Raw genomic sequence first — 15,658 nt, forward strand, 5'->3', positions numbered from 1 at the left:
GGGCCTTCCGCGTCCCCGCGGTCGTCAGACCTGCAGGCCGTAGCAGGTCGTCACGCAGGCGCGCGACCACACGGGGAGCAGCACCTGCAGCGCGGGGTCGCGCACGAGGCGCTCGCCGTTGGGCCCCGTGCGCGTCGCGTCCGGGGCGGTCGGTGCGGACCCGCCCGGCGCCGTCGGGGCGGGCGTGGGGGTGGGGGCGGCGCCGCCGGGGGCGGGTGACGTCCCGCCCGGCGCGGGTGCGGTCCCGCCGGGCGCGGGCGAGCTGCCGCCCGGCGTGGGCACCGTGGGAGCCGACGGCGTCGCCGCGTCGCCGTAGACGAGCGCGCCGGTGAGGACGCTCGTGCGCCCGTTCTTCGACAGCGTGACGTCGTAGGTGCCGGCGACGCGTGCCGGCGTGACGAACACCAGCGACGTCGTCGTGCTCGTGACGACGTGCGCGACGGCGGTCGCCCCGACCCGCACCGACAGCCCGGTCTCGAGCGCCGCGCCCCGCACCGTGACGGTCTGGCCGCCGGCCACGCCGACGTGCACGGGCGAGATCGACGTCACCCGGAAGTCGCCGACCCGGTCGTAGAGCCGGGTGTCCGGCCCGTCCGGGCTCCCGGTGCCGGGCGTGGACGGGCCGGTCGGGGCCGTGGGCGCGGGTGCCGGGGTCGGGTTCGCCGGCGCCGTGCCGCCGCCCGGCGCGCCCGACCCGCCCGGGGCGCTCGGGGCGCCGGAGCCACCGGGCGCGGGCGACGGGGTCGGCGTCGGCTGCGCGACCCCCGGGCCCGACGGCGACGTGCCACCGCCAGAGCCGCCCGAGCCGCCAGAGCCGCCTGACCCGCCGGGGCCACCCGTCCCGCCGCCGGGGGCGCCCGAGCCTCCCGGGGCGCTCGGGGCGGGGCTCGGTGTCGCGGAGCCGCCCGGGCTCGTCCCGCCCGGCGCGGGGCTCCCGGGCGCGGTCCCGCCGGGCGTGCTCCCCTCAGGCGCGCTCCCGCCCCGCGCGCTCCCACCGGGCGTGCTGCCGCCGGGCGTGCTTCCACCCGGCGCGCCCCCGCCGGACGAGCCGCCCGGGTCGGCAGGCAGGTGCGCCGCGGCGGAGACCACGAGCGGCGCCGCGAACGGGCTGCTGAGCGCCCGGCCGTCGGCGTGGACCTGCACGGTGAGGGCGAACCGGCCCGCCCCGAGGGTCAGCCCCGGGCGGAGCTCCACGGTGCCCAGCCGGTCGAGCGTGCCGAGGTCGAACGTCGCCGTGCCCGCGTCGGACGTGGTGCGCGTGACGCCGTCGAGCGTGACGTCCTCGTCCGCGACGGCCCACACCTCGCCGTCGAGCAGCATCGCCAGGCCCAGGGTCACCGTGTACGCCGCCCGGGCGGCCGTCGAGGTGACGGTCACCGACGGGCTCTGCGCGCCCGCCGACCCGGTCATCGAGGCGAACGTGTAGCTCGCCGTGCCGCCGCCGCGCAGCGTGCCGACGGTGAGGCGCCCGCCCGAGACCGTCCGGCCCGCGAGCGCGGGGACCGGGGCCGACTCGGCGAGCAGCCGGTCGCGCACCTGCGCGGGCGTGAGCGTCGGGTCGAGCGCGAGGTGCATCGCCGCGGCGGCCGCGACGTGCGGCGACGCGATCGACGTGCCCGAGACGAGGCGGTACCCGCCGTCGTTCCAGGTGGTGAGGACCAGCTCGCCGGGTGCGGAGAGGTCGACGCTCCTGGCGCCGTACGCCGAGTGCGCGGCGGGCGTGTCGGCCGCCGTCGTCGAGCCCACCGTGAGGAGGGCGGGGTTCGGGAGGTTCGCCGGGTACATCGGGCTCGCGTCGCGGTCGGCGCTGTCGTTGCCCGCCGCGACCACGACGACCACGCCCTTGCTGATGGCGTAGTCGACGGCGCTGCTCAGCGCCGTGAGCGCCGGTCCGGTGAACGCGCCGCCGAAGCTCCCGTTGACGACGTCGGCGCCGTTGTCGGCCGCGTAGCGGATCGCCTGGGCGGCGAGCATCACGTCGACGTTCCGCCCGCCGCCGACGACCAGCGGCATGATCCGGGCCTCGGGGGCGACGCCCGCCGAGCCCTGGCCGTTGCCCAGCGCGGCCGCGATGGCGCCCGCGACGTTGGTGCCGTGCGTGCCGTCGACGCCGTTGTCGACGTCGGCGCTGTTCCGGTAGAAGTTCCAGCCGTGGCAGTCGCCCACCTTGCCGTTGCGGTTGGTGTCGACGCCGCCGCACGCCTCGGCCGGGTTGGTCCACAGCGCCCCGGCCAGGTCGGGGTGGTCGGAGTCGAACCCCGTGTCGACGACGGCGACGACGGTGCCCGCGCCGCGGGTCGCCGCCCAGCCGGCGGGCGCGCCGACGTCGGCGCCGGCCTTCGCGACCTGCCCGTAGGCGTTCGAGCCGGTGTTGTGGAGGTTCCACCCGTACGGGGCGTAGTAGGGGTCGTCCGCGGCGACGGGCACCTGCGGCGCGTCGGCGACGTCGGCGACGCCGGGCAGCGCACGGACCTCGGCCGCGGTGAGCCGCGTCGCCACGAGCACCTGGCCGCCGTCCACGAGCTGCGCCGAGTCGACCGCGGGGTGACCGGCGAGCGCGTCGAGCGCCGCCGTCGTGCCGCTCGCGGCGGAACCGGTGAGGAGGCCGGCCGGGACCTGCGCGGGCTCGAGCACCGCACCCGTGCCGCCCGGCGACACGACGGCCGCGGCCTCGCCCACGACGTAGTAGGCGACGCGGTCGACCTGGACCGTCCGTCCGCCCGCGCCGAGCTCCGCCTGCGCGGCGGCGAGCAGACCGAGGTCGATCCGCCCGCGCTCGACCGACGCGGGCGCGACGGCCCCGACGCCCGGGGTCGGCGTGCCCGCGGGACCGTCGAACGCGTCGTCGGGCGTGACGACGTACCGGTGCAGGCCGTCGCCCGGTCCGAGGTCCGCGGCGGACGCGACGGCCACCGCCGGGCCGGACGTCACCACCGCGACCGCACCCGTCGCCGCGGTCACCGCGGCGACCGTGGCGGCCAGCGCCCTGCCGTGAGCGGATCGCAGTCGTGCCCTGATGCCCATGCTGACCGCTGTCCCTTCCGTGGGCGGCGTCGGCCGTGGCGCGCGGAGGCGGCACCGGCCTGCGACCCGGTCCTCGGGTCGTCGTCCGATCGTCCGCGCGGGGGTGCGGCGTAGCCGGAGGGGTCCGGCGTCAGTCGGACGGGTGAGCGCTGTCAGCCGGACGGCCCAGCGCGGGCGGCGCACCGCCCACGCGGACCGCGCCGGTCCTTCGTCACAGGCCGTCCACAGCCGCGTGGCCTAGCCTCGACGCGTGACGGCACACGCGCCGACCGGCTCGCCGGTCCGCAAGATCCCCCTCGACCTGCGCCTGCGGCGCCTGACCGTGCAGCGCGTGGACGAGCTGTCCGCGTCGGTGCGCCGCGTCGCGCTCGCCGGCCCCGACCTCGCCGGCTTCGAGTGCCACGGGCCGAGCGACCACGCCAAGGTCTTCTTCCCCGCCGAGCCGGGCGCACCCCTGACGCTGCCCGACGTCGCCTCGTGGGGCGGGCGGCAGGACCCGCGCCACGTCGTGCGCGAGTACACGGTCCGCACGTACGTGCCGTCGTCCGACGAGCTCGTGCTCGACATGGCCGTGCACGCGCACGGTCCGGCCGGACGCTGGGCCGCGCAGGCCGCGGTCGGGCAGGAGCTCGGGGTGCTGGGCCCCAAGACGTCGAAGATCGGCCCCACCGACCGCGCGTGGTACCTGCTCGTCGCCGACGAGACCGGCCTGCCCGCGCTCACCAACTGGCTCGAGCGGCTGCCGCGCGGCGTGCGCGTGCACGCGTTCGTCGAGGTCGGCGGCCCTCAGGACGAGGTGCCGCTCCCGCGCCGTGAGGGCACCCAGGTGGCCTGGCTCCACCGCGGCGACGCGGAGCCGGGCAGCACGACGCTCCTGCCCGACGCGGTCGCCGCGACCCCGCTGCCCGCTGGTGGGCCGGGGTGGGTCTGGGCCGGCGCCGAGGCCGGGGCGGTCCGCGCCGTGCGGCGCGACCTCACCGAGCGCGGCGTCGACCGCAAGGCCCTGTCGATGACCGGCTACTGGCGTCGCGGCGTCGCGAACTTCGACCACAAGAGCCCCGAGGCGCAGGGCTGACGCACCGACGTCCCGGGGCGTCGTACGGTCAGGGCATGCGACAGCCGACACGGTGGGAGACCAGGGTCGACGCCGACCCCCAGCACTCGCACTGGTACGTGGAGCGCTTCCGGCGGATGGCAGCCGACGGCGCCGACCTGCACGGCGAGGCGCGGATGATCGACGCCATGGTCCCGCGCGGCGCGCGCGTGCTCGACGCCGGCTGCGGCCCCGGCCGGGTGGGTGGCGAGCTCGCGCGCCGCGGGCACACCGTGGTGGGCGTCGACGTCGACCCCGTGCTCGTCGCGGCCGCGGTCGAGGACCACCCGGAGGGCCGGTGGCTCGTCGGCGACCTCGCCGAGCTCGACCTCGCCGCGCACGGCGTCGACGAGCCGTTCGACGTCGTCGTGTGCGCGGGCAACGTCATGACGTTCGTCGCGCCGGGCACGGAGGTCGAGGTCCTGCGGCGGCTGGGCGCCGCGGTGCGGCCGGACGGCCGCGTGGTCGTCGGGTTCGGCGCCGGGCGGGGCTACCCCTTCGCGCAGTTCTTCGACGACGTGCGCGCGGCCGGGCTGCGGGTCGACGTCGCGCTCGCCACGTGGGACCTGCGCGCGCTCGAGCCCGACTCCGACTTCCTCGTCGCGGTGCTCACCGCGGGCGGCGGCCGGGGGCGCTGAGGCTCCGCTCGCCGAGGTGCCGGCGGAGGGCACCGTCGGCGCCGGCCGCCGCGAGCGCGCCCGCCGCGTACGCGGCGAGGTCGGTCGCGACGAAGGTCGTCCCGAGCACGTACCGCAGCACGGGCATCTGCGCGACGACGTCGCGCGGGAGGTCGGTGAGCTGGAGCAGCTCGACCGCGACGCAGATCGCGAGGGCGGCCGCGCCGACGGCCCACGACGGCGCGCGGGGCCGCACGAGCGCGACGAGGACCACCACCAGCGCCGCGTAGAGCGCACCGCCCGCGAGGTCCGCGACGAGGCCCGTGCCGCGCGAGACGGCGAGGCCGACCGCGACGACCACGAGGGCCGCCGCGGCGAGGGCGAGCCGACGTCGTCCGTCCGGGCTGCGCGCGTCCGGGCTCATGGTCACCGGACCCTAGCAACGCGGCGCGCGCGCACCCGCGCCGTCGCGGGGGCCGATGACCCGGTTGTAGTTTGGCGTCGACCGAGGAGGAACCCGTGGCGCGCTACGTCGACGTCCACCCGCAGGACCCCCAGCCGCGCACCATCGCGCAGGTGGCGGCCATGCTCCGCGACCAGGACGCGCTCGTCGCCTACCCTACGGACTCCTGCTACGCGCTCGGCGCCCGGCTGGGCAGCCCCACGGGGCCGGAGCGGATCCGTCGCATCCGCCACCTCGGCGACCGGCACCACTTCACGCTCGTGTGCGCCGACTTCGCGCAGCTCGGGCAGTTCGTCATCCTCGACAACTCCGCGTTCCGCGCCATCAAGGCCGCGACGCCCGGGGCCTACACGTTCATCCTCCCCGCGACCAAGGAGGTGCCGCGGCGCCTCGCGCACCCCAAGAAGAAGACGGTCGGCGTGCGCATCCCCGACCACCCGGTCGCGATGGCGCTCGTGCGCGAGCTGGGCGAGCCGCTCCTGTCGAGCACCCTGCTGCTCCCCGACCACGAGGAGCCGCTCACCGAGGGCTGGGCGATCAAGGAGGAGCTCGACCACGTCGTCGACGTGGTCGTGGACGCGGGCGACTGCGGCACCGAGCCGACGACGGTCGTCGACTGGTCCGACGGCTACCCCGTCGTCGTGCGCGAGGGCGCGGGGGACCCGAACCGCTTCTGACCGGTCGCGCCGCCGGCGTCAGCTGCCGGCCGTCGCCGCCGTGGACGCGACGGCCGCGGCGATGGCGGCCGTCGTGGCGGCGTCGACCGCCTCGATCGCCTTGCGCACCGCCTCGCTCGCGAACCCGCTCGCCGCGACGGCCTTGGCCCGCGCGCGGAGCTCGCGCTTGGTCAGGCCGACGTCGCCCACGACGGCGGGGATCCGGTCGACCGCCTGGAGCAGGCTGATGAGCGCGGCCTCGCGCTCGGTCGGGGTGTGCCCGGTGACGACGACGGCCCGGATGCCCTCGGCCGTCGCGTCGGAGCCGTGCGCGAACGTCCGGGGGTACGCGTGCGTCGGGAAGACGCCGAGCACGCGACCCTCGACGTGCTGGACGAGCTCGAGCCGCACGAGCCGGTCGAGGACGCGCTGCTTGAGGCCCTTGGCGACCTTGGGCAGGACGTCCTGCGGCTTGCGTCCCTCGCGCTCGGCGAAGGTCCGCAGGGCCTCGTCGAGCAGCGGGTCACCGGTGGGCGTGGTGTCGCGGACGACGAGCCGGCCGGCCTTGACCCGCTCGCCCGGCTGGGCGACGTCGACCTTGCCGCGGAGCGCCAGGTCGAGCATGAGGGCGCCGGCGAGGCCGAGGCCGGTGCGGGTCGCGTCCGCGCGCGTGCGGCCGGAGGCGTCGAGGAGCTGGAGCATGAGGTCGTCGACGAGGAGCATGCCTCCACGCTAGGGAGGCGGGGCGCCGCGCGGACCAGTCCGGGGACGGATCTTCGCCGCCGCGTTCCGCCTCGCGACGGATCCACCGGGGGACGACCGGAATGCGCGGACGGGCGGTCGTGGTTGGCTGGAGCATGCCTCTGACCGGTGAGTACGCACCCTCCACGTCCGACTGGGCCCGCACGCAGGCGGAAGGCTTCGAGGCCTCGGGCGGCACGAAGCACAACACCCTCCGCGGCGTCCCGATCATCGTCATGACGTCGGTCGGCGCGAAGAGCGGCAAGCTGCGCAAGACGCCGCTCATGCGCGTCGAGCACGACGGCGAGTACGCGGTCGTCGCGTCCAAGGGCGGTGCGCCCAAGCACCCGACCTGGTACCACAACCTCGTCGCGCACCCCCACGTCGAGCTCCAGGACGGCCCGGTGAAACGGGACTACCTGGCGCACGAGGCGACCGGCGGCGAGCGCGAGGCGTGGTGGGCGCGCGCCGTCGAGGTGTGGCCGGACTACGCGACGTACCAGACGAAGACGGACCGCCTCATCCCGGTGTTCGTGCTGGTCCCGATGGACGACGCTCAGGGCTGAGCCGCCGTCGCGCACCCGCGGCCTCAGGAAGACGGGGCGTCCCACGAGTCCAGGGCGAGCGGCGCGCTCTGCACTGGCTCGTGAGGTTCGTCGGGCCGGCACAGCAGCGGGTACGCCAGGCGCCCCACGAGGCGGGTCGAGTCACCCGTCCTGACGCACGCGGTAGACCCACCGGACTCCTCGCGGCGCGAGCGAGGGCTCGGCACGGATCTCCACCGCGCGTTCGATCTGTACCGCGTCTCCGACGAGGTCGCTGAGCCCGTCCTCGATCTCTCGCATGTCCTCGATGTCCTGCTCTGATTCCGTGGTCAGCTGGAAGTGCAGCCTGACCCTGCTCCCAAATATCTCGGCACCGAGCGCGAGCGCGTTGACTGGGATGATCCCCAGCGCGGCCTGGCTCAGCTGCGCCACGACGTAGTTGTCCCACGCGGGCGCGAGCTTCATGTCCTCTGGGCTTGGGTAGGTCACGGTGTCCACTCTGGGTTGAATGGCACGACACTTGGCGAGGTCGTGCCTTTGATGAAGAAGACATTCGTCGGCTGGTCTGGGTGCTGTGCTCCCGGATTGTTGTTGTACCCGGTCACGCGGTCCGCACGGACGACGATATCGCCGTGCTTCATGCCGAGAGCCTCCGCAATCCCGCTGTGGAAATCGTCGAGCACGCGCTGAGCGTCTGCGGCGGACAGGAAGTAGCCGCCGCCGCGATAAAGGCGCGTGCCGAGAACGTGGCGATCCTGACGTTGGCGGCTGATGGTGGTCCGCACGGAGGAACGGTCCGGAGTGCCGGGCGGGTCCGGCCGCGGTCGCGCCTGCGGCGTCGAGGTGACGTCGTCGACCGCACGCTCCGCAGCCTTGACGCTAGTGAAGGCTCTCGAGCCCGCTGCAGCCGCGCCCCCCGTACCGGCCGTCGCCGCCGACAGGAGCAGGTCCGGGACCTGCTGGCCGACCGCACGCACCGGCTCCGTGCGCCACGTGTCCCAGGCGACCATGTCCCGCGCGAGGCGCACCGGGTCGTTGCGGACACCCTCACCCATTGCCTGCCCGACGAGCTGCTGCTCGGCGGCGAATCCCAGCGGGTCCGTCACGAAGCGGAACGTCTGCACCTGCCACGAGCTCTCGACCATGCCGAGAAGCGACTCGCCCATCCCGGTCCAGTACTGGTCCCGCATGTAGCGGGCGACGTCCCAGCCGTCCGGCAGGCGCTCGATCCCGTCGGCGATCGCGCGCAGCGCGTCCGCCGCGCGCTCGGCCGAGGCACGGACGACCTCGCACAGCTCGGCGACCCGGACCTCGCGCTCGAGGGACGGGGCCGTCGGGTCGGACGCCTCGTCCCGCGCCCACGCGACGACGTCGGCGTGACGGTCGAGCGCACGCGCCGCGTCGAGCGCGCCGTCGGCGGCCCGGAGCAGCCGTCGGGCGGTCGCCGACAGCGCCTCGCCGAACGCGTCGGACGCCTCGCCCGACCACCAGCCGACGTCGGTCCGGCGCACGAGGTGCGCGAGGCGCTCCGCGGCCCGGGCGCGACCCCTCAGCGCGACCGCGTCGTCACGCAGCGCCCGGATGTCGCCGAACGCGGCAGCGGCGAGCACGCTCATCCGAACATCTCGACCCGGTGGACCGCCGCGAGCGCGTCCGCCTCGCTGTAGGACCGCGCCGACGCGCGGAGGCCGTCGCCGAGACCCGCGAGCGCCTGCGCGAGCCCGACCGCCTGGTGGTGCATCGCCTCGCCGAGCAGCGCGGCCGCGCCGGCGAGCGCCGGGTCCCCGTAGCCGGTCCGGCCGCGCAGAGGCGCCCCCAGCCCGGGAACCACGTCGTCGGCCGTGTGCAGCAGCGAGGAGCCCGCGCGACCGAGCAGGTCCCAGTCGACCTCGAAGCCCTGCGCCATCCGGTCCCCCCGCCGTTCTCCCGTGTGTCGGGGCATTCCTACCGGCGCCGACCACCTCGGTGGGGCGCGCGGTCGAGATCTGTGGACAACGCCCGCGTCCACAACTCCGTGGTCAGCCGGCCCGGCGCACGGCTAGCCTGCCGACGACCGCACAGCTGCTCGAGGAGGTGGTGACCGTGACCGTGACGACACGGGCGCTCCCCTCCGGGCCCGCGGTCGGGCGATAGGTCGCCCGGGAGCGCCGCCCAGCACTCCGAAAGGCACGACCATGCGACTCATCTCCGAGCACCACCTCGACGACGGGCTCCTCGAGCGCCGCCTCACCGTGGGCGACGTCCCCGCGATCCTCTGGACCGCCGCCACCTCGCCGGTGCCGGCGCCGCTCCTCCTCCTCGGCCATCCCGGCGGCCTCGACGCGATGTACCCGCGTCTCGCCGGACGCGCGCGGCACTACGTGACGTACGGCTTCGCTGCGGCCGCGGTCGAGACGCCCGGCGCGGGCGACCGCCCGCGCTCCGCCGCCGCGGAGCGGGCCCGCGCGGACCTGCGCCGGGCGCTGGCTGCCGGCGAGCCGGTGGCAGAGATCGTCGACCGGCTCGTCCTCCCCCTGGTGGAGGCCGCGGTCCCGGAGCACCAGGCCGCGCTCGACGCCCTGCTGACGCTCCCGGAGATCGGCGGCCCCGTCGGGACCGACGGCGGCGTCATCTCCGTGGGCATCCGCCTCGCGGCGGTCGAGCCGCGCGTGCGCGCCGCGGTCCTCTACGCCGGGAGCCTCATCCCGGCCGCGATCGTCGACGAGGCACGCAGCGTCACGGTCCCCGTGCAGATGCTCCTGCAGTGGGACGACGAGTGGAACGACCGCGGGCAGGCGCTCGACGTCTACGACGCCCTCGGCTCGCGCGAGAAGACGCTGCACGCGAACCTCGGTGGACACACCGGCGTCCCGGAGTTCGAGCTCGACGCCGCCGCGCGGTTCTTCGCGCGGCACCTGACGTGAGGCCGCGCGCCGGGCCGGGGAGGGGCGACCGATGGGCTACCTGCTGATCAGCGGCCCGGGCGACGCGTCGGCCGCCGAGGCCGACGCGTCGTCCGCCGCGGGGCGCTGGGCGGCGGAGCACGGGCACGTCGTCGTCTGCGGCGGCCTGGGCGGCGTCATGGCGGCCGGCGCACGCGGCGCGGCGGAGGCGGGCGGCGTCGTCGTCGGGCTGCTGCCCGGGAGCGACCGCGCGGACGGCAATGCCTGGCTCACCGTGGCGATCCCCACCGGTCTGGGCGAGATGCGCAACGCGCTCCTGGTGCGCGCGGCCGACGTCGTCCTGTGCGTGGGCGGGAGCTGGGGGACGCTCAGCGAGCTCGCGCTCGCGGTGCGGACCGGCGTGCCGGTGGTCGCGCTCGGCACCTGGCCGGTCGCCGAGCCCGCGGCCGTCCCGGACGCGCCGGGGCTCACCGTCGCCCACAGCCTCGACGAGGCGCTCCGGGCGGTCGGCGCGGCGTTCGCCCGACTCAGCGGCGGCGCGACAGACGCCGCTCCCACCACGGGAACACCGCCGCCGACAGGGCGACCATCGCGATGATCACGAGGAGCTTGTTCTCGCTCCCCGTGACCGCGCCGCCGCCGACGCCGGTCGCGTCCAGCAGGACGATGAGCGCCGCGGAGCCGAGCGCCGCCGTACCGAGCGTCAGGAGGACGGCCACGGCGCGGCTGCCTCGCGGGAAGTAGCGCCGGGCACCGACGACCAGCCCGATCACCCACGTGAGGACCGCCGCCAGGACGGCCGCGACGACCCCCACGACCACGGCGGCGAGGCCGGCCCAGCCGTCGGTCGCGTCGTCCGACACCAGGGCGGTCATCACGAGGGCGACGACCGCGCCCACCACGACGCCGACGACGACCGCGACCACCACGGTGCCCAGCGCCCACACGAGCACCCGTCGGGTGCGGGGGCGGCGGGGGGCGTCGACCTCGGTGGGTGCCATGGGCGTCACCGTAGCGACGCACGCCGACTCCCGGGCCCCGGCGGGCGCGCGCGTCGATCATGTCCCCGTCACCTGGCAGGGTGGGCGCATGACCGACGCGCTCCGCACCGTCCCCTGGTCCGAGGGCACCTGGACCACGCCGCCCGCCACCGCGCACGAGGACGGCACCGACCTCGTCGTCGAGGCCGTCGAGGGCAGCGACGCCTGGCGGCACACCGCCTACGGCTTCGTCCACGACGACGAGCACGCGCTCCTCGCGCCCCTCGAGCCCGGGACCGCCGTCGAGGTGACGTTCCTCGCCGACTTCGCCGAGGAGTTCGACCAGGCCGGCGTCTTCGTGCGCGCCGACGCGGAGACCTGGATCAAGGCCGGGCTCGAGTTCTCGGACGGCGAGCTCAACGCCGGCGCCGTCGTGACCCTCGGGCGGTCGGACTGGTCGGTCGGTCCGGTGCCTTCGTGGGCCGGCCGTGAGGTCACGGTGCGCGCCAGCCGCGCGGGCGACGCCGTGACGATCCGCGCGCGCGCCGACGACGAGCCCTTCCGCCTCGTCCGCGTCGCCCCGTTCCCGGCCGACGCCGACGTCGCCGCAGGCCCCTTCTGCTGCGGTCCGACGCGCGCGGGCCTCGTCGTGCGGTTCCGTCGCTGGCAGGTCGGCGCTGCCGACGCCGCCCTGCACTGACCCACGGCACGTGCGCCCCGGCCGTAGCCTGGCGCGCGTGCGCCGCCTTCCCACCGCCCTGATCGCCGCGGTCACCCTCGTGCTCGGCTTCGCCGTCGCGCAGGTCAGCGGCGTTCGCGTCGCCGGCGCGGTCGTCCTCGTCGCAGGCGTCGCGTGGTGCGTGGCGCGCGAGGCACGGCGCACCGCGGCCTCGCGGCTGGCCGTCGTCGTGCTCGCCGGCGCCGCGTGCTTCGTCGCGTCGCACGTGCTCGCGGACACGCTCGGCCCGTGGCCGTCCGTGCTGCTCGCGGCCGTGGTGCTGGGCGGCGTGACGGCCGCGCTCGTCGACCGGCGCCCGCCGCCGCGGACCGCGGCGTAGCGGCTCAGCGCCCGACGGCGACCGGACGGGCCGCCGGGCCTCACACGGTGACGACGGCCTTGCCGCGGACGCGCCCCTCGCTGAGGTCCCGGATCGCCGCCGCGGCCTCCGCCAGCGGGTAGGTGCGGTCGACCGCGGGCACGAGGCTGCCGGCCTCGACGAGCGCCGTGAGCGCCTCGAGGTCCGCGGCGCGGACGGCGTTGACGAACATGACCAACGACTGCCGGACGACGAGCGAGAGCACCGACGCGCGCAGCTGCCGGTCGAGGCCGCCCAGCAGCCACCCGTCGGTCTCCCCGCCGACGATGACCAGGCGTCCCGTCGGCGTCATGGCGCGGCGCAGGCTCCGCAGCGACCGCGCGCCGCCGGTGTCGATGATCACGTCGTAGGAGCCGGCCTCCGCGAGCGGGTCGGACGTCGAGTGGTCCACGACGTGGTCGACACCGAGCGCACGGACCATGTCGACCTTGGCCGTGCTCGCGGTCCCGGTCACCTCGGCGCCGAGCGCGGCGGCGACCTGCACGGCGTACGAGCCGACCCCGCCGGACGCCCCGAGGACGAGCACCCGGTCCCCCGCCCGGACGCGCGCCCGGTCGCGCACCGCCTCGAGCGCGGTGCACCCCGAGATCGGCACGGCCGCGGCCTGCACGGCGGTGAGGCCGGCCGGGCGCAGCGCCAGCGACGCCTCGGGCACCCGCGCGTGCTCGGCGAAGGTCCCCGAGCCGGCGCCGTAGACCTCGTCCCCCACGCGGAAGCGCGTGACGGCCGCGCCGACCACCTCGACCCCGCCGGCGACGTCCATGCCGGGCACCTTCTGCCGTGGCGCGCGCAGGCCGACGGCGAGTCGCACGAGCCGGGGCGTGCCGCCGACCAGGTGCCAGACCCCGCGGTCCACGCCGGCGGCCTCGACGCGGACCAGCACGTCGCGGTCGCCGATCACCGGGATCGGGACCTCGGCGACGCGCAGCACCTCCGCCGCCTCGCCGTAGCGGTCCTGCACGACCGCCGTCATCGTCGTCGGCCGGGCACCACCGGTCGAGCTCGGGATGTCACGCTGCTTCAGGTCCACGGGATGCCTTCTTCCTCGGTAGGCTTACGTCGTAAGGCTGATGCTTACACCGTAAGCCTGTCAAGACCTCGGGAGGACCAGATGACGCCACCTCGGGCACGGCCGGGACTGACGCGCGACCGCGTGGTCGCCGCAGGACTCGCGCTCGCCGACGTCGGCGGCACCGAGTCGGTCACCATGCGGCGGGTCGGCGAGCGCCTCGGCGTGGAGGCGATGTCGCTCTACAAGCACGTCGCGAACAAGGACGACCTCCTCGACGGCATGGTCGACGCGGTCTTCGCGGAGATCGACGTCCCGCGCGACGTCGGGTGGCGCGAGTCCATGCGTCGTCGCGCGATCTCGGTGCGTACCGCGATGCAGCGCCACCCCTGGGCCGTCACGCTCATGGAGTCGCGCCCCACACCGGGCGTCGCGACGATGCGGCACCACGACACCGTCCTCGGCGTGCTGCGCGGCGCCGGCTTCCCGGTCGCGCTCGCCGCGCACGCGTTCTCGGTGCTCGACGCGTACGTGTACGGGTTCGCGATGCAGGAGCGGGCCCTGCCGTTCGAGACGCCCGAGGACACGGCAGCGCTGGCCCAGGCGATCTTCGCGCGGATGCCGCCCGAGGAGTACCCGCACCTCGCGTGGCTCACCACCGAGCACGTGCTCCAGCCCGGCTACGACTACGCGCACGAGTACCTGCTGGGGCTCGACCTCGTCCTCGACGGGCTCGACCGCGCGCTCGCGTCCGCGCGGGCCTGAGGCTCAGCCGAGGCCGGCCACACCGAGCTCGGCGACCGCCATGACGGCGTCGTTCGGCCCGAGGGCGTTGTTGGCGCGACGCACCGCGTCCGCGCCCACGTGCCGCTGCGCGATCGTCGTCGCCCGCGAGCGGACCTGGCCTCCCGGGACGCCGAGGTCGCCCAGCACGTTCTGCACGCGGTTGACCGCGTGGAGGAGCGCGACGACGCCGGCCTCGCGCTCGGAGGGCTCACGACCGAGCGCGAGCACCTCGCGCAGGCGCTCGCGCAGCTGGGCCTCGTGCGTCGAGTCCTCGGCGGGCCACGACGTGCGCGGAAACAGCCCGAGGACCCTACCCGCCTCGACCCGCAGCACCCCACGCTCGACGAGCCGTGCGCGCAGGGCCTCGAGCAGGCCGGGCCGCAGGTGCGCGAGCAGCGTGTGCGGCGCCTTCGGCGTGCCGTGCCCCACGCGTCGCAGGGCCTCGTCGAGCAGCGGGTCCCCGACCGGGGTCGCGTCCTCGACCACGACGCGGCCGGCCCGGACGGACTCGCCGGGACCGGTGAGCCGCACGCGGCTCAGCAGCAGCAGCTCCGTGAGCGCCGCGCCCGCGACGACGTTCTCGAGCCGCACCCCCGTCTCCGCGGGCCGGCCCGAGCGGTCGTCGGTGAGCAGCAGGAGGAGGTCGTCGGCGAGGATCATGCGCCCACGGTAGACGGGCACCGCGCTCGCCCGGGCCACGGGCCGCCGTGCCGGACAGCCGGTCAGACGCGCGTGCGGTTCGGGTTGCTGACGCCGGTCCAGACGATGCGCTCGGCGGCGACGTCGTCCGCGGTCTCGTGCTGCTCGTTCACGGGCGATCCCCCTCGGGACTCGATCTCTCGATGTCGAGAGATCTTCTCCCACGCGGGTGCACTTCGCATCCCCCGCACGGTGGATCCGACGTGATCTCTGCCACCCTTGCGGACGATGGGTTGCCGATATATCGTGAGCATGTCGAAACGAGAGGACAGCCATGAAGAACCACACCCACCACCACGAGAACCGCCCGGGACGCGGTGGCGGCGAGCGCCGCTTCCGCTTCGAGCCGCCGGCCTTCGACGAGGGCTTCGGCGGACGACGCGGCGGCCCGCGAGGCCACGGCCACCCGGGGCACGGTCCCGGCGGCGGCCCTGGCTTCGGCCCCGGCTTCGGTCCGGGCTTCGGACGTCGCGGACGCGGCGGCCCCCGGGCGCGGGGCGACGTCCGCGCCGCCATCCTCCTGCTGCTCGACGAGCAGCCCCGCCACGGGTACGAGCTCATCCAGGAGATCGCCGAGCGCAGCTCGGGCTCCTGGACGCCGAGCCCCGGGTCGGTCTACCCCACCCTCCAGGCGCTCGAGGACGAGGGGCTCGTGACCATCGAGCGCGTCGAGGGGCGCCGCACGGCCTCCCTCACCGCGCAGGGCACGGCCTACGTCGACGAGAACCGCCAGGCCCTCGGGTCGCCGTGGACCGTCGCGGGCTTCGACCCGACGTCGGCCCTCGCGCTGCGTCAGGAGATCATGGCGCTCAAGGACGCCGTCGCGCAGGTGGCGAAGGTCGGCACGCCGGCCCAGCACACCGCCGCGACCGAGGTCCTGCAGCGGACCCGCAGGGAGCTCTACCGGCTCCTGGCCGAGGACGCGGCCGAGTCCCCCACGGACTCGTGACCCCGACGTCGCACCACCCGCGAAGGCCCCGACCGCCCGGTCGGGGCCTTCGTCGTCCGTCCACAGGATCTGCACCATCACCTCGCCGGCCGGGCCCTGACCCCGCGCCGAGGAGCC

The 15,658-nt window shown here is 76.0% G+C and carries 19 protein-coding genes; 10 read left to right on the forward strand and 9 right to left on the reverse strand.

Features of this window, described 5'->3' with window-relative positions:
- Positions 1 to 24: 24 nt before the first annotated feature.
- Positions 25 to 2,961, reverse strand: a complete 2,937-nt coding sequence (locus tag JIG38_RS20610) for a S8 family serine peptidase (protein ID WP_199422423.1) — start codon at positions 2,959 to 2,961, stop codon at positions 25 to 27.
- A gap of 313 nt (positions 2,962 to 3,274) precedes the next feature.
- Between JIG38_RS20610 and JIG38_RS03885 the strand changes: the two genes are divergently transcribed.
- Both JIG38_RS03885 and JIG38_RS03890 read left to right on the forward strand, forming a co-directional pair.
- A complete protein-coding gene (locus tag JIG38_RS03885; RefSeq protein ID WP_199422425.1) occupies positions 3,275 to 4,099 on the forward strand; it encodes a siderophore-interacting protein in 825 nt (274 codons plus the stop codon).
- Between the two features lie 35 nt (positions 4,100 to 4,134).
- Entirely contained in the window at positions 4,135 to 4,755 is a 621-nt protein-coding gene (locus JIG38_RS03890) for a class I SAM-dependent methyltransferase (RefSeq protein ID WP_199422427.1), read from the forward strand.
- Here JIG38_RS03890 and JIG38_RS03895 read toward each other — a convergent pair.
- Positions 4,727 to 5,158, reverse strand: coding sequence for a DUF2809 domain-containing protein (locus tag JIG38_RS03895; RefSeq protein ID WP_233404439.1), 432 nt, complete (start codon positions 5,156 to 5,158; stop codon positions 4,727 to 4,729). The genes JIG38_RS03890 and JIG38_RS03895 overlap by 29 nt on opposite strands.
- Before the next feature lie 95 nt (positions 5,159 to 5,253).
- Here JIG38_RS03895 and JIG38_RS03900 point away from each other — a divergent pair, with 95 nt between their 5' ends.
- Positions 5,254 to 5,874, forward strand: a complete 621-nt coding sequence (locus tag JIG38_RS03900; protein WP_199422431.1) for an L-threonylcarbamoyladenylate synthase — start codon at positions 5,254 to 5,256, stop codon at positions 5,872 to 5,874.
- 18 nt (positions 5,875 to 5,892) lie between these two features.
- Here JIG38_RS03900 and JIG38_RS03905 read toward each other — a convergent pair whose 3' ends face one another.
- Positions 5,893 to 6,576 (reverse strand): GOLPH3/VPS74 family protein, encoded by a 684-nt coding sequence (locus JIG38_RS03905; RefSeq protein WP_199422433.1) that lies wholly within the window; start codon positions 6,574 to 6,576, stop codon positions 5,893 to 5,895.
- A gap of 134 nt (positions 6,577 to 6,710) precedes the next feature.
- Between JIG38_RS03905 and JIG38_RS03910 the strand changes: the two genes are divergently transcribed.
- Positions 6,711 to 7,160: a nitroreductase family deazaflavin-dependent oxidoreductase gene (locus JIG38_RS03910; RefSeq protein ID WP_199422435.1), complete on the forward strand. Its 450-nt coding sequence runs from the start codon at positions 6,711 to 6,713 to the stop codon at positions 7,158 to 7,160.
- A gap of 141 nt (positions 7,161 to 7,301) precedes the next feature.
- Here the strand turns inward: JIG38_RS03910 and JIG38_RS03915 are convergent, their stop codons facing one another.
- Genes JIG38_RS03915 through JIG38_RS03925 form a run of 3 tightly spaced genes read right to left on the reverse strand, consistent with a single transcriptional unit; the run spans position 7,302 to position 9,045 of the window.
- Positions 7,302 to 7,628: a hypothetical protein gene (locus JIG38_RS03915; protein ID WP_199422437.1), complete on the reverse strand. Its 327-nt coding sequence runs from the start codon at positions 7,626 to 7,628 to the stop codon at positions 7,302 to 7,304.
- The gene (locus JIG38_RS03920) at positions 7,625 to 8,755 is read right to left on the reverse strand and encodes a putative T7SS-secreted protein (RefSeq protein ID WP_199422439.1); all 1,131 of its coding nucleotides are present in this window, start codon (positions 8,753 to 8,755) and stop codon (positions 7,625 to 7,627) included. Before JIG38_RS03920 ends, JIG38_RS03915 begins: the two co-directional genes overlap by 4 nt.
- On the reverse strand, positions 8,752 to 9,045 hold the full coding sequence (locus tag JIG38_RS03925; RefSeq protein WP_199422441.1) for a hypothetical protein: 294 nt from the start codon (positions 9,043 to 9,045) through the stop codon (positions 8,752 to 8,754). The genes JIG38_RS03920 and JIG38_RS03925 overlap by 4 nt, the downstream gene beginning before the upstream one ends.
- A 268-nt stretch (positions 9,046 to 9,313) precedes the next feature.
- On the opposite strand from JIG38_RS03925, the gene JIG38_RS03930 reads away from it, so the two are divergent.
- Complete coding sequence (locus tag JIG38_RS03930; RefSeq protein ID WP_199422443.1) at positions 9,314 to 10,042, forward strand: dienelactone hydrolase family protein; 729 nt, start codon at positions 9,314 to 9,316, stop codon at positions 10,040 to 10,042.
- A gap of 31 nt (positions 10,043 to 10,073) precedes the next feature.
- Entirely contained in the window at positions 10,074 to 10,619 is a 546-nt protein-coding gene (locus JIG38_RS03935; protein WP_199422445.1) for a TIGR00725 family protein, read from the forward strand.
- On the opposite strand, the gene JIG38_RS03940 is transcribed toward JIG38_RS03935, so the two are convergent.
- Positions 10,549 to 11,022 (reverse strand): hypothetical protein, encoded by a 474-nt coding sequence (locus JIG38_RS03940; protein WP_199422447.1) that lies wholly within the window; start codon positions 11,020 to 11,022, stop codon positions 10,549 to 10,551. The two genes, JIG38_RS03935 and JIG38_RS03940, sit on opposite strands and share 71 nt — an antisense overlap.
- An 88-nt stretch (positions 11,023 to 11,110) precedes the next feature.
- Here JIG38_RS03940 and JIG38_RS03945 point away from each other — a divergent pair, with 88 nt between their 5' ends.
- Together JIG38_RS03945 and JIG38_RS03950 are read left to right on the forward strand one after the other, a co-directional pair.
- A complete protein-coding gene (locus JIG38_RS03945; RefSeq protein ID WP_199422449.1) occupies positions 11,111 to 11,701 on the forward strand; it encodes a DUF1349 domain-containing protein in 591 nt (196 codons plus the stop codon).
- Between the two features lie 37 nt (positions 11,702 to 11,738).
- Complete coding sequence (locus JIG38_RS03950; protein WP_199422451.1) at positions 11,739 to 12,059, forward strand: hypothetical protein; 321 nt, start codon at positions 11,739 to 11,741, stop codon at positions 12,057 to 12,059.
- 40 nt (positions 12,060 to 12,099) lie between these two features.
- On the opposite strand, the gene JIG38_RS03955 is transcribed toward JIG38_RS03950, so the two are convergent.
- Complete coding sequence (locus JIG38_RS03955) at positions 12,100 to 13,128, reverse strand: NAD(P)-dependent alcohol dehydrogenase (RefSeq protein WP_307844564.1); 1,029 nt, start codon at positions 13,126 to 13,128, stop codon at positions 12,100 to 12,102.
- An 81-nt stretch (positions 13,129 to 13,209) separates the two neighbouring features.
- Here JIG38_RS03955 and JIG38_RS03960 point away from each other — a divergent pair, with 81 nt between their 5' ends.
- Positions 13,210 to 13,872, forward strand: coding sequence for a TetR/AcrR family transcriptional regulator (locus tag JIG38_RS03960; RefSeq protein WP_199422453.1), 663 nt, complete (start codon positions 13,210 to 13,212; stop codon positions 13,870 to 13,872).
- A gap of 3 nt (positions 13,873 to 13,875) precedes the next feature.
- Here JIG38_RS03960 and JIG38_RS03965 read toward each other — a convergent pair whose 3' ends face one another.
- Positions 13,876 to 14,553, reverse strand: a complete 678-nt coding sequence (locus tag JIG38_RS03965) for a GOLPH3/VPS74 family protein (protein WP_199422454.1) — start codon at positions 14,551 to 14,553, stop codon at positions 13,876 to 13,878.
- A 313-nt stretch (positions 14,554 to 14,866) separates the two neighbouring features.
- On the opposite strand from JIG38_RS03965, the gene JIG38_RS03970 reads away from it, so the two are divergent.
- Positions 14,867 to 15,541, forward strand: a complete 675-nt coding sequence (locus JIG38_RS03970; protein ID WP_199422455.1) for a PadR family transcriptional regulator — start codon at positions 14,867 to 14,869, stop codon at positions 15,539 to 15,541.
- Positions 15,542 to 15,658: the final 117 nt, after the last annotated feature.

The organism is Actinotalea solisilvae (genome assembly GCF_016464425.1).
In the GTDB taxonomy this organism is placed as follows: Bacteria; Actinomycetota; Actinomycetes; order Actinomycetales; family Cellulomonadaceae; genus Actinotalea; species Actinotalea solisilvae.

Coding starts and splice junctions, on each gene's coding strand:
- JIG38_RS03890 (WP_199422427.1), top strand. CDS start 4,135: ATGCGACAGCCGACACGGTGGGAGACCAGGGTCGACGCCGACCCCCAG.
- JIG38_RS03895 (WP_233404439.1), bottom strand. CDS start 5,158: ATGAGCCCGGACGCGCGCAGCCCGGACGGACGACGTCGGCTCGCCCTC.
- JIG38_RS03905 (WP_199422433.1), bottom strand. CDS start 6,576: ATGCTCCTCGTCGACGACCTCATGCTCCAGCTCCTCGACGCCTCCGGC.
- JIG38_RS03910 (WP_199422435.1), top strand. CDS start 6,711: ATGCCTCTGACCGGTGAGTACGCACCCTCCACGTCCGACTGGGCCCGC.
- JIG38_RS03920 (WP_199422439.1), bottom strand. CDS start 8,755: ATGAGCGTGCTCGCCGCTGCCGCGTTCGGCGACATCCGGGCGCTGCGT.
- JIG38_RS03925 (WP_199422441.1), bottom strand. CDS start 9,045: ATGGCGCAGGGCTTCGAGGTCGACTGGGACCTGCTCGGTCGCGCGGGC.
- JIG38_RS03930 (WP_199422443.1), top strand. CDS start 9,314: ATGCGACTCATCTCCGAGCACCACCTCGACGACGGGCTCCTCGAGCGC.
- JIG38_RS03935 (WP_199422445.1), top strand. CDS start 10,074: ATGGGCTACCTGCTGATCAGCGGCCCGGGCGACGCGTCGGCCGCCGAG.
- JIG38_RS03940 (WP_199422447.1), bottom strand. CDS start 11,022: ATGGCACCCACCGAGGTCGACGCCCCCCGCCGCCCCCGCACCCGACGG.
- JIG38_RS03945 (WP_199422449.1), top strand. CDS start 11,111: ATGACCGACGCGCTCCGCACCGTCCCCTGGTCCGAGGGCACCTGGACC.
- JIG38_RS03960 (WP_199422453.1), top strand. CDS start 13,210: ATGACGCCACCTCGGGCACGGCCGGGACTGACGCGCGACCGCGTGGTC.
- JIG38_RS03965 (WP_199422454.1), bottom strand. CDS start 14,553: ATGATCCTCGCCGACGACCTCCTCCTGCTGCTCACCGACGACCGCTCG.
- JIG38_RS03970 (WP_199422455.1), top strand. CDS start 14,867: ATGAAGAACCACACCCACCACCACGAGAACCGCCCGGGACGCGGTGGC.